Annotated in this window: 8 protein-coding genes; 5 read left to right on the top strand and 3 right to left on the bottom strand. The window is 64.9% G+C overall.

Annotation, left to right across the window (positions count from 1 at the left end):
* Positions 1–182 precede the first annotated feature (182 nt).
* Positions 183–1,691 (bottom strand): DHA2 family efflux MFS transporter permease subunit, encoded by a 1,509-nt coding sequence (locus tag AC6I6U_RS19405; RefSeq protein WP_497883068.1) that lies wholly within the window; start codon positions 1,689–1,691, stop codon positions 183–185.
* 53 nt (positions 1,692–1,744) lie between these two features.
* Positions 1,745–2,866, bottom strand: a complete 1,122-nt coding sequence (locus AC6I6U_RS19410; protein WP_497877641.1) for an HlyD family secretion protein — start codon at positions 2,864–2,866, stop codon at positions 1,745–1,747.
* A 205-nt stretch (positions 2,867–3,071) separates the two neighbouring features.
* Here AC6I6U_RS19410 and AC6I6U_RS19415 point away from each other — a divergent pair, with 205 nt between their 5' ends.
* From AC6I6U_RS19415 to AC6I6U_RS19435, 5 genes are all read left to right on the top strand, one after another.
* Positions 3,072–3,452: a RidA family protein gene (locus tag AC6I6U_RS19415; protein ID WP_497877642.1), complete on the top strand. Its 381-nt coding sequence runs from the start codon at positions 3,072–3,074 to the stop codon at positions 3,450–3,452.
* A gap of 123 nt (positions 3,453–3,575) precedes the next feature.
* Positions 3,576–5,567 (top strand): peptidase U32 family protein, encoded by a 1,992-nt coding sequence (locus tag AC6I6U_RS19420; protein WP_497877643.1) that lies wholly within the window; start codon positions 3,576–3,578, stop codon positions 5,565–5,567.
* 149 nt (positions 5,568–5,716) lie between these two features.
* The gene (locus AC6I6U_RS19425) at positions 5,717–6,967 is read left to right on the top strand and encodes an MFS transporter (protein ID WP_497877644.1); all 1,251 of its coding nucleotides are present in this window, start codon (positions 5,717–5,719) and stop codon (positions 6,965–6,967) included.
* A 37-nt stretch (positions 6,968–7,004) separates the two neighbouring features.
* A complete protein-coding gene (locus AC6I6U_RS19430; protein ID WP_497877645.1) occupies positions 7,005–8,051 on the top strand; it encodes a GSCFA domain-containing protein in 1,047 nt (348 codons plus the stop codon).
* Complete coding sequence (locus AC6I6U_RS19435) at positions 8,014–8,724, top strand: hypothetical protein (protein WP_497877646.1); 711 nt, start codon at positions 8,014–8,016, stop codon at positions 8,722–8,724. Before AC6I6U_RS19430 ends, AC6I6U_RS19435 begins: the two co-directional genes overlap by 38 nt.
* Positions 8,725–8,867: 143 nt before the next feature.
* Here AC6I6U_RS19435 and AC6I6U_RS19440 read toward each other — a convergent pair whose 3' ends face one another.
* Positions 8,868–9,749 carry a TauD/TfdA dioxygenase family protein gene (locus AC6I6U_RS19440; RefSeq protein WP_497877647.1) on the bottom strand — a complete coding sequence of 294 codons (882 nt, stop codon included), beginning with the start codon at positions 9,747–9,749 and terminating at the stop codon, positions 8,868–8,870.
* Positions 9,750–9,781: the final 32 nt, after the last annotated feature.

Raw genomic sequence — 9,781 nt, forward strand, 5'->3', positions numbered from 1 at the left:
AACTCGCCCGTAAGGGGCGAAATTGCTACATCAGCTAAACGCGCAAACGGATATACACACAATCAGAGCAGCCCCAAGCCCCCCATCCACCCCCCGGAGAAAGCCGAACCAGAAACACCCTGACCGCTCCACTATCGAGGCCGCACTGCTCCAAACACGCAAGCAGGCGCCCTCGCCCCCAATCAATGCGCATCCGCAGACGGTTGTTGCGGCGGCTGCACCTTGCGCATCAACGGCACCAGCGCCGTCGCCAGGATGAAGCAGAGCATGATCACCAGAAACGCATCACCATAGGTCAGCGTCTGCGCCTCGCGCCAGGTCAGCGCCCACAGTTGCCGCAGCGCGATCTGGCTGACATCCAGGCTGTCCTGGCCAAGCGCCTGGGCGCTGTCGCTCAACTGCTCCAGCCAAAGGGTCATCTCCTCGTTGCGGATGCTCAGGTGCTCCGCCAACCGCAGGAAATGCAGGTTGCTGCGATCATTCAGCACCGTGGCGCACGCGGCGATCCCGATCGCGCCCCCCAGGTTGCGCATCAGGTTGAACAGCCCCGAAGCCAGCTTCAGCCGAGCCGGAGCCAGTGAGCCAAGGGTGAGCGTCACCGTCGGCGCCACCGTCAACTGCTGGGCGAACCCACGTATCGCCTGGGGCAGCAACAACTCCTTGCCCCCCCAATCATGGGTAATCGGCGCAAAATTCCACATCGACAGCCCAAACAGTGCCAGCCCCAGCATCAACACCCAGCGCAGGTCGAAACGACTGGCCAGGAACGCATACACCGGAATCGCCAGCAGCTGGAAGATCCCCGTGGAGAACACCGCAATGCCGATGTCCAGCGCGCCGTAACCCCGCACCCGCCCGAGAAACAGCGGCGTCAGGTAGATGGTGGCGAAAATGCCGATACCGGTAATGAATGAAAACAGGCAACCCAGGGCAAAGTTGCGATCCCCCAGGGCGCGCAGGTCGACAATCGGCTCATCGATCTCCAGGCAGCGCCAGATGAACAGGACCCCACTGCCCAGCGCGACCCAGGCCGTCAGGGTAATGGTGCTGTCGCTGAACCAGTTCCAGCGTGGCCCCTCTTCGAGGGTGTACTCCAGGCAGCCGAGAAACACCGCCATCAGCACGATGCCCAGATAGTCGGCGCCTTTGAGCAGCGCCAGGTTCGGCTGGTCGACCCGGACCAGCAGTGGCACGCTGATGGTCACGAACAGGCCCGGCAGCAGGTTGATATAGAACAGCCAGTGCCATGAGGAAATATCGGTGATCCAGCCACCAACCGCCGGGCCGAGGGTCGGGGCAAGCGAAGCGATGGCGCCGATGGTCGAGGCGGCGATGATCCGCTGCTTGCCGTTGAAATAGATGAAGGCGGTGGTGAACACCAGCGGGATCATCGAGCCGCCAAGAAAACCCTGCAGGGCCCGGAAGGCAATCATGCTCTGGATATTCCAGGCCACGGCACACAGCAGGCTGGTCAAGGTGAAACCCGCGGCGGAAGCGGCGAACAGCCAACGGGTACTCATCACCCGCGACAGCCAGCCGGACAGCGGAATCACGATGATCTCGGCGATCAGGTAGGCGGTCTGCACCCAGGCGGTGTCGTCCGCCCCTGCCGACAGGCCACCGCCGATATCGCGCAGCGACGCGGAAACGATCTGGATATCGATCAGGGCGATAAACATGCCCAGGCACATGCAGGCAAAGGCCGCGACCTTCTGCCGGGTGCCCAGCGCCGGCGACACGCCACTCACGGCTGGCTGGCCTGGGCGACGGCAGGCTCAAGGCCCGGTTGTTCGCGGGTGTTCACCTCGGCCAGCACCGACAGGCCCGGACGCAGCGCGCCGAAATCCGCGTCGCGGCCATCCAGGCGAATCCGCACCGGCACGCGCTGGACGATCTTGGTGAAGTTGCCGGTGGCGTTCTCCGGCGGCAGCACGCTGAACTGCGCGCCAGTAGCCGGCGCCAGGCTTTCGATATGGCCGTGGAATTCCCGGCCCGGCAGGATATCGGCCTGAATGCTCACCGCCTGGCCGACCTGCATCCGCGCCAGTTGGTCTTCCTTGAAATTGGCGTCCACCCACAGGCCACGAGCCGGCACCACGGCGATCTGCTGGCTGCCGGCGGCCGCGTAGGCGCCGACCTTGGCCCGGCGGTTGCCGACATAACCATCGACAGGCGCCCGCAGTTCGGTATAACCGAGGTTCAACTGCGCCTGGTCGCGTTCGGCCTGCGCCTGTTCGAGCAGTGCCCGGGCCTGCTGGCGCTGGGTGTCGATCACCGTCAATTGGCGTTGCGCCGCCAGCAGCCCCGCCTCGGCCCGGGCCCGCTCGGCCTGGGCGGTCTTCCAGGCGGCATCGGCGCGCTGGGCACTTTCAACCGAGACCGCCAGGCTGCGCACCAGGGTCTGGTAGCGCGCATGGTCATCATGGGCGCGTCGGGCCTGCGCCTCGCTGGCATCGATCTGCGAGTGCGCCTGGCTGATCAGCGCCTGTTGCAACTGTTCGGTGGCATCCAGGTTGGCCAGGCTCGCCCGCTGTGCGGCTACCGCGCCTTCGGCCTTGGCCAGGGCGGTACGGTAGTCACGCACATCGATACGGGCCAGCAGGTCCCCGGCCTTGACGAACTGGTTGTCGCTCACCGCGACCTCGCTGATGTAGCCAGGCACCTTGGCGCTGATCACCGTGACCTCGGCACCGACGTAGGCATCCTCGGTGTCTTCGACGAAGCGTCCGGTCTGCCACCAGTGGCTGCCATACGCCACGACGCCGGCCACCGCCACGCCGAGCACCGCCAGGCGCACGAGCTGTTTGCGCCGGGCCGGGGCGGCGACGCGGGGACTTTCCGGGGCAATCTGGACTTGAGCGCCCATGGCGAACTGACCTCTATGACGGCTGAAAATTATGCTCATAATATTTCATGCCGACTTCTATCATGCAAGTCACTATTTTCTCCCGCCACAGCCGCTCGTCGCAGGCCACGGCGGTACCCGCGCCTGCGCCTCGCGCTTATACTGCCGGGCCAACGGGCGGGCCTTGCGCGCGCCCTTCCCTGCGTAACCTCGACAAGAGATTCCCATGGCCAACCAAGACCTGACCTTCCTGCCCGATCCCGACGCGGACTCCATTTCCTCCGATGTCGCCGGTTTCGGCGGCCTGCTGGTCTCCACCCAGATCCCGACCCGCGCCGACGGCAGCCTGGAGCTGGGCGATATCACCCTGCAGAGCGAATGCACCCTGCAAGCGCTCAAGGTCGCCCTGGAAAAGGCCGGCAGCTCGATGGACCGGGTGTTGCACCTGACCATCTACCTGACCGACATGGCTGATCGCGCGGCCTTCAACGAGGTCTACAAGCGCTTTTTCGCCAAGCCCTGGCCGGTGCGCGCCGCAGTGGGCGTGGCGTCACTGGCGGTCGACGGCATGCGCGTGGAAGTGACCGCGATGGCGGCCAAGGCCTGATTCAAGGGCAGCACGGATCACTGTGGGAGCCGCGAGAATGAGGCCACCCGGCGGCAACGGATGCCGGCCGGGCGTTTCGCCGGTACAATGCCCGCCTTGACCGTGCAGCCTGATTAAAAAAACATGTCCCTACCCAAGCATCACCTGGAATTGCTCAGCCCCGCCCGCGACGTGGCCATCGCCCGCGAAGCCATCCTGCACGGGGCCGATGCCGTGTATATCGGCGGCCCGAGCTTCGGCGCCCGCCACAATGCCTGCAACGAAGTGAGCGATATCGCCCAGTTGGTGGAGTTCGCCCGCCGCTACCACGCGCGGGTCTTCACGACCATCAACACCATCCTGCACGACAACGAGCTGGAGCCGGCACGCAAGCTGATCCACGAGCTCTACGATGCCGGCGTCGACGCGCTGATCGTCCAGGACCTGGGCGTGATGGAACTGGATATCCCGCCGATCGAGCTGCACGCCAGTACCCAGACCGACATCCGCACCCTCGAGCGCGCCAAGTTCCTCGACCAGGCCGGTTTCTCGCAACTGGTCCTGGCCCGCGAGCTGAACCTCAAGGAAATCCGCGCCATCGCCGACGAAACCGATGCGGCGATCGAGTTCTTCATCCACGGTGCCTTGTGCGTGGCCTTCTCCGGCCAGTGCAACATTTCCCATGCGCAGAACGGCCGCAGTGCCAACCGCGGCGACTGCTCCCAGGCCTGCCGCCTGCCCTACACCCTCAAGGACGACCAGGGCCGTGTGGTCGCCTTCGAGAAACACCTGCTATCGATGAAGGACAACAACCAGAGCGCCAACCTGCGTGCCCTGGTCGAGGCCGGCGTGCGCTCGTTCAAGATCGAGGGCCGCTACAAGGACATGGGCTATGTGAAGAACATCACCGCCTACTACCGCCAGCGCCTGGACGACATCCTCGAAGGCCGCCCGGACCTGGCGCGCGCTTCCAGCGGGCGTACCGCGCACTTCTTCCTGCCAGACCCGGAAAAGACCTTCCACCGCGGCAGCACCGACTATTTCGTCAGCGATCGCAAGATCGACATCGGCGCCTTCGACACGCCAACCTTCACCGGCCTGCCGGTGGGCGTGGTGGAAAAAGCCGGCAAGCGCGACCTGCAGGTGGTGACCACCGAGCCGCTGTCCAACGGCGATGGCCTCAACGTGCTGATCAAGCGCGAAGTGGTCGGCTTCCGTGCCAACGTCGCCGAACCGCGCGGCGAGTTCGAGGAAGACGGTGAGAAACGCTATCGCTACCGCGTCGAACCCAACGAGATGCCCGAAGGCATGCACCGCCTGCGCCCCAACCATCCGTTGAGCCGCAACCTCGACCATAACTGGCAACAGGCCCTGCTCAAGACTTCTTCCGAGCGGCGTGTCGGCGTCAGCTGGACGGCCCGCCTGCGCGAGGAACGCCTGGAGCTGACCGCCACCAGCGAGGAAGGCGTCAGCGCCAGCGTCGCCCTGGACGGTCCGTTCGGCCTGGCCAACAAGCCGGAACAGGCCCTGGAACAACTGCGCGACCTGCTCGGCCAACTGGGCACCACCCAGTACCACGCCACCGCCATCGAGCTCGATGCGCCACAGGCCTACTTCATCCCCAACTCGCAGCTCAAGAGCCTGCGCCGCGAAGTGATCGAAGCCCTGACCGAAGCACGCATCGCCGCCCATCCGCGCGGCGGCCGCAAGGCCGAGACCAGCCCGCCGCCGGTGTATCCGGAGTCGCACCTGTCGTTCCTGGCCAACGTCTACAACCAGAAGGCTCGCGATTTCTATCACCGCCACGGGGTCAAGCTGATCGACGCGGCGTTCGAAGCCCACGAGGAAACCGGTGAAGTACCGGTGATGATCACCAAGCACTGCCTGCGCTTCTCCTTCAACCTGTGCCCCAAGCAGGCCAAGGGCGTGACCGGTGTACGGACCAAGGTCGCACCGATGCAACTGATCCAGGGCGATGAAGTGCTGACCCTGAAGTTCGACTGCAAGCCTTGCGAAATGCACGTGATCGGCAAGATCAAGGGCCACATCCTCGACCTGCCGCAACCGGGCAGCGCCGTGGTTGGCCATATCAGCCCGGCTGACCTGCTCAAGACCATTCCCCGCGCCCCGCATTGATGTGAACGGCCTCGACGGCCGTTTTCGTCACCCACGTACATAAAGTCGCCGACATGCCGCGCAAGGCTTGCATATCGGCGCATTGCCCTCTTCAATGAGCAGTCCCCCGCTTCCCGGCGGGGCCCTGTTTCCCTGTCGAGACGAGCCAGATGGATCTGCGCCAGAAACCCGCCCTATGGAAGGCCTTGTGGGCCCTGCCCGCTGCAACCCGCTGGCTGCTGCTCGGCATCGGCATTTCGCGTGTCGCCTCGTTCATGGTCTGGCCCTTTATCGTGGTAGCGATGAACCGCCGCTTCGGCACGCCCATCACCGATATCGGCGCGCAGCTGGCCCTGGGCGCGCTGATCAGCATTGCGCTCTCGCCCCTCAGCGGTTTTCTCGGCGACACCTTCAACTCCCGTAACCTGATGGGCTTCGGCTGTGCCCTGGGGGCCGGCTGCTTTCTGCTGATGGGACTGGCGCCCAGCCAGGCCAGCTACTTCGCCGCGATCATCGGCATGGCGGTCGCCCACAGCATTCTCGAACCTCTGTTGCGGGTGCTGTTGAGCGATACCGTGGCCACCGACAGCGAACGGACCTTTCTCTTCCATATCCGCTATTACGTGGTCAACTGCGCGGCGGCCAGCGGGCCGTTGATCGGCATGTGGTTCGCCAACCGCGAGAGCGACGCGGTGTTTCCCATAGCCGCCTGCGCCTACGGGCTGCTGGCCCTGGCCATCTTCGGTGCGGCACGCTACCGGTTGCAGGCAGCGCACCTGGCCAGCGCGACCGAAACGCCATCGCCGCCCTTGCGCCAGGTATTGCGGGCCATCCTCGGCAGCCGGCTGTTCCTGACCATCATCGTCGCCAACTTCTTCCTGGTGCTGGTCTACGCCCAGGTCGACGAGTCGCTGACCTTCTATCTGCTGGCCCTCAAGGTCGAGGACATCAATGGTGTGATCGCCAGCCTCAGCGTCACCAATGCTTCGGTGGTGCTGGTATTCCACCTGTTCCTGATGGGCTGGCTGATGAACCTCGCCGACAAGCGCGCGTACGTCCTCGCCCTTGGCTGCCTGATGATCGGCCACGGGATCATCGCCCTGAACACCGGCGCGCTGTGGCATGGCTGGATCCTGGCGATCGGTTTCGCGACGCTGGCCGAAATCATCGTCATGCCGCTGTTCGCCACCATGATCGACCGCCTCGCGCCGCCGGGCATGCGCGGCAGCTTCATCGGCATTTCCATGCTGGCCGGCCTCGGCTCGGCGCTGGCGCCCTTGCTCGGTGCGCTGGTGATCAGTCATTTTGGCGGCGTGGTGCTGTTTTCCGCCCTGGCGCTGGCCTGCCTGCCCATCGGCCTGCTTGGCTACCGGGCGCTGGATGCCGGGCAACCGGCCAGCGCGCTGGAGCCGACAACTTGAACACCGCCTACCCGGTCCAACTCGGAGTGCCCCAGGGATGAATCCTTACCAACTGCTGGCGCCGCGCTCGTTCTGGCGCAGTGCCGTGGCGCAACAGACCACCGCGAGCATCAGCGAACTGTGGCTGCCACAGTTCGATATCGAACGCGACGATGCCATCGTCACCGCCGGTTCCTGCTTTGCCCAGCATATCGGCCGGGCACTGGTGGAGCGCGGGATGAACTGGGTCGACAGCGAACCGGCTCCCGCCGGTCTGTCGCAGCCCGAGTGCAAGGCGCGGCACTATGGGGTGTTCTCCTTCCGTACCGGCAACCTCTATACCCCGGCGATGCTGCGCCAGTGGCTGGAATGGTGCCTGGGGGTCAAGGCGATGCCGGAGGAAACCTGGAGCCGCGCCGGGCGTTTCTTCGATCCCATGCGGCCAGTGGTCGAACCCGAGGGCCATGCCAGCCGGGAAGCGCTGCTGGAGGCGCGGCGCGTCACCCTGGCGGCGATGAAGGCGGCGCTGCAGCGGGCCAAGGTCTTCGTCTTCACCCTGGGGCTGACCGAGGCCTGGGTGGATCGGCGCAGCGGCCTGGTGTATCCGGTCTGTCCCGGTACCTTGCAGGGGACTTTCGACCCGCAGGTTCATGGCCTGCGCAATTTCGGTTTCGTCGACAGCCACCGCGAAATGAGCACGGCGCTGGAACTGTTGCGCTCGGTGAACCCGCGAATCCGGGTACTGCTGACAGTATCACCGGTACCGCTGACCGCCACCGCGACCGGCCAGCACGTGCTGACCGCCACCACCTACTCCAAGTCGGTGTTGCGCGCGGTAGCCGGCCAGCTATGCGAGGAACAGCGCGACGTCGACTACTTTCCGTCCTACGAGATCGTCACCGGCACCCCGTTCAAGGCCGCCTTCTACGAAGATAACCAGCGCGAGGTGACGGCCGAGGGCGTGGCCTTCGTCATGCGCCAGTTCTTCAGCGCCCTGGAGGGCAAGCCGGCTGCCGCCGCAACGCCCGCCAATCCGATCACCCACCTGCCCAGCGAGGACCTTGTTTGTGAAGACGCCGTACTCGACTACTACGCCAAGCCCTAGTTTCCTGCTGCTGGGCGACTCCAACGCCGGGCCGATCGGCAAGGCCGCGCAGGCCCGTGGCTTGGCGGTATGCGGCGGTCCATTGGGTGCCGGGCGCGACTTCAATCTCGACTTCCTGCTGACGATGCCGGATGACGTGGGCTTTCGCGACCCGGAAATGGACCAGCGTTACCGCCAGGCGCTCGGGCTGGCCGGGGTGACGGCGATGGGGCAACTGTCGGTGCCGCTGGTGAGCACCCTTGGACTGAGTGTGCATTTTCTTGCCAGCCGGCCGAACTGGCAGTGCTACCAGGACGAGAACGGCCAGTTCGATGCGGGGTTCCTCGGCGGGGAGCTGTTCGAGGCGATCATCGAGGAGATGAGCCGACATGCGCTGGCGTTTTATGAGCGGGTCTTGGCGCTGGGTCTCAAGGTGCTGGTGGTATTGCCGCCGCAACGCGTGCCGGAATTTTCCGATCCGCAGGTCTTCATCGCGGCACAGGACGCGCTGATCCGGCAGTTTCGGAGCCTGGGGATCACCCTGATCGATGTACGGGCTGCGGCCAACGGCGATGATGGTTGGCAACACCCGCGATTCTGCGAGATCGATGATCCGCTGCATGGCAACCTGGCATTTGGCGAACTGGTCGTCGATGCCCTGCTCGGCCACCTGTCACAACAGTGTTGTGCCTGACACAGCGAAGTCCCGTGTTGGATGGTAGAGCCAGGCTTTCGGGCCTGTTCGCGGGCAAGCCCTGCTCCTAGATGGACGGTGTCGCTCCCAAGGTTTGAGCGGCGCATCAACCTGTAGGAGCGGGGCTTGCCCGCGAATGGCTTTCAGCTTTCAGTCCATGCCTGCGGTTGCTCGCCAAGAATGGTGACCCGCTCTCCGTAGCGCGAGTGCGGAAAGTAGTCCCACACCGCATGGTGCTGGGTACAACGGTTGTCCCAGAACACCAGGGTATTGGGCTCCCAGCGTACCCGGCAGGTGAGGATCGGCTCGCGGGCCACCACATCGAACAGCAGGTCCAGCAGCGCGCGGCTTTCCCCCTCGGACAGTTGGACGATATGCGAGGTGAAGCCGGAGTTGACGAACAGCGTCTTGCGCCCGGTCTCCGGATGGCGCACCACCACCGGGTGCTCGCTCTTCGGCAGGCCCTCGGGCGCCTGGTAGCCCTTCCATGGAATCGCGCCGTCATGGATCGCCGTCAGCCCCTGGAGGAAACCCTGCAGGGTCGGCGACAGCAGGTCCAACGCCAGGTGCATGTTGGCAAACAAGGTGTCGCCACCGGTACCGATCGCCGGGGTCTCCTTGATGTACAGCATCGAGCCCATGGACGGGGCCAGATCGGCAGTACCGTCGGTGTGCCAGGCTTCGCCGGCGACGAACCGCGATTGCGCCGTCGCCCGGATCACCACCAGTTCGCCATCGTCGCCATCGATATCCTCCACCGGCAACGACCGCAGCTCACCGAACAGCCGACCGAAGGCCTTGTGCTGCTCGACACTCAGGTGCTGGTCGCGAAACACCAGCACGTGGTTTTCCAGGAAGGCCCGACGGATTTCCGCCAGTTGTTCCGCTGCCAGCTCCCGGGACAGGTCGACCCCGCCGATCTGCGCGCCGATGATCGGCGTCAGGCGATCGACCGTGATGTGCTGGTACGGTGCCCGCCGTTCGCCGGCAATCCTCTCGACGGCCTTCAATGTCCACTGATCCATGTTCCCTCACCCTTCTGGTTATTTCCGTTATC

Source organism: Pseudomonas sp. UTLPPB19802 (genome assembly GCF_059730225.1).